Source organism: Microcystis sp. M53603_WE2, assembly GCF_030065435.1.
This window is the reverse complement of sequence record NZ_JASJFF010000177.1, coordinates 1-2108: the sequence shown is the minus strand read 5'-3', so window position 1 is coordinate 2108 and position 2108 is coordinate 1. Positions and strand designations below refer to the sequence as shown.

1 protein-coding gene and 2 pseudogenes are annotated in these 2108 nt (G+C 39.7%); 1 reads left to right on the top strand and 2 read right to left on the bottom strand.

Features of this window, described 5'->3' with window-relative positions; all coding sequences use genetic code 11:
- On the top strand, window positions 1-206 hold a 206-nt coding region (locus PX481_RS03855; RefSeq protein WP_288093721.1), incomplete at its 5' end, for a hypothetical protein.
- Here PX481_RS03855 and PX481_RS03850 read toward each other — a convergent pair.
- Window positions 201-1382, bottom strand: a pseudogene (locus tag PX481_RS03850) (RNA-guided endonuclease InsQ/TnpB family protein). The gene PX481_RS03855 and the pseudogene PX481_RS03850 overlap by 6 nt on opposite strands.
- Before the next feature lie 269 nt (window positions 1383-1651).
- Window positions 1652-2023 (bottom strand): annotated as a pseudogene (locus tag PX481_RS29575) (type I restriction-modification system subunit M N-terminal domain-containing protein); the annotation flags it as partial.
- Between the last annotated feature and the right edge of the window lie 85 nt (window positions 2024-2108).

Sequence of the window (2108 nt, the reverse complement as noted above, 5' to 3'; positions counted from 1 at the left end):
GACAAAAATCGCCAAATGTCTTTCTATATAAGGGTTTCATCCCTTATAAACCCCCTCCATTGCATAACACAAACCGAAGAACAAATTCAATTTCACTGAAAAAATATGAGGCAATTAAAATAATTTTTATTCGGGTAGATTCCTTAACTAGAAAAACTTTTGGTCTTGAGATAATATTAGGCCGAGGTCTTTTGCTTACCTCATAAGCGATTAAAGGTAGCAAAAAAAGAATTAGATTCGGAGAATGAATCAGCCCTAGTGGTTGGGGTGGTTGCTGTTTGCCCAACAGTACCGTTGAGATGATTTACAAAATATTTCAACCCTTTTTTAAGAATGTTGATTGATGCATTATGATCCCTATCTAAGACTGTTTTACAGTTAGGGCATTGATGAGTTCTATTGCTTAATGTTTTTTGCACTATCGTCCCACAAACTGAACAATCTTGGCTAGTAAAATGGGTAGGAACAGCAACACAAACAATCCGATAAATCTTGGCAAAATAATTCAATCATTCAGTGAATTGATACCAAGAAGCATCAGAAATCGATTTGGCAAGCTTATGGTTTTTGACTAAGTTTCTTACCTTTAGAGCCTCATAAACTACCAGATCATTAGACTGGACTAACGCCAAAGCGTCTTTAATTGCTTTGTCTTTACGTTGTCTTGATACTTTAAGATGAAGCCTAGCTACTTTTATCCGTTGCTTGTGATAGTTTTTAGACTGTTTGTTTCCTTGAGGAAACTTTTTGTATAATCGTCGTTGTCCTTTTTTCAGTCGTTTTTCTGACTTTCTTAAATAACGTGGATTCTCTACATTATTGCCTTGAGCATCGGTATAAAATTCCTTTAACCCTAAGTCAATTCCTGTTATTTGTCGCGTTGGTTTACCGTCAGCACGTCTAACAACTCTTACCCGTTTAATCTGTTGCTCTGAATAATAAAATAATGTCTTTTGACTACACCATAAATCAAATTCTCCTGCTTGAAAACCATCAGTAAATCTGATTTTACGTCGATCATCAGATAGTTGGTAGCCTGTTAATTTATACTCAAAGGAACGGTTATGCTTTTTGAACCGAGGAAACCACTTTTCCCCTGGTATCTTAGCATGACAATTCTGATAAAACTTATTAATTGATTGCCAGGCTCTATCAGCAGCCGATTGACGAGCTTGTGAGTTTAATTTATTAACATAAGGTGTTTCTTTATTATTAGCTAGTACCGCACAAAGTTTTTGGAGATCATTGCGGGTTGTCCCTTGATTTGACCCCCAATAACGAACACAAGAATTACGCACAAACTGAGAAGTTATGATAGCTTCATCGAGCCGGTGATATTGCTCTGGTGTTCCGTTTTTTAGCTTTGCTTCTACGACTAGCATCTAACAATCCTCGACCCTTGGCTAAGTTAGGTATAACACAGTTTACCCACAGATGGTGGAATTAAACCGATGCTCCGCGGTTGATATTCTGGTCTGATTTCATCCCCCGCAAAGCTGAGTATCTTCTCGAAAAATGTAGCGGGGGCATTCATCCGACATTTTAGGTAAAGGTCGCCCTTGGTGTCCCGATCCCCCATCGGGATTTTTTCAATTTGCTCGATTACCGTCGCCAGCAGCGCCGGAGACGCGATGAGAAACACCGCATTCTTCATGTGTTTAGCGTAGGTGCTACCCTTGCAGAATTGCCCCAGATCTTTGATAAAGGGAAACGCTTCATCCCGGACAATCTGGAGCATTGTCTCCGCATCATCGATATTTTTGAAGTGCGACCAACGGATATGCTGTTGGCTGGCGGTAAAGGTGGTATTTTCGAGTTTTTCGCCTAATCGTTGGGCTTTACGCTCCTTAGCTAGTTCTAGGTCATCTAGGCGCTTGATGAAGAGTAAATAGGAAATCTGCTCGATTACCGAAAGCGGGTTACTAATGCCGTTATTCCAGAAGGTTGTCCAAAGTTTATCTAGGGCTTGCTGAATAAATCTAAAAACCTTGTTGGATAAGGCTTTTAGACTTTTTTTCCTCAAAAAGTGCCGACCATTGGAGGGATCGGGGGTAAAATTCCTGGACTTTTTCCCTGAAAATTAGGTAACTGACTACCTCAAAATCGGT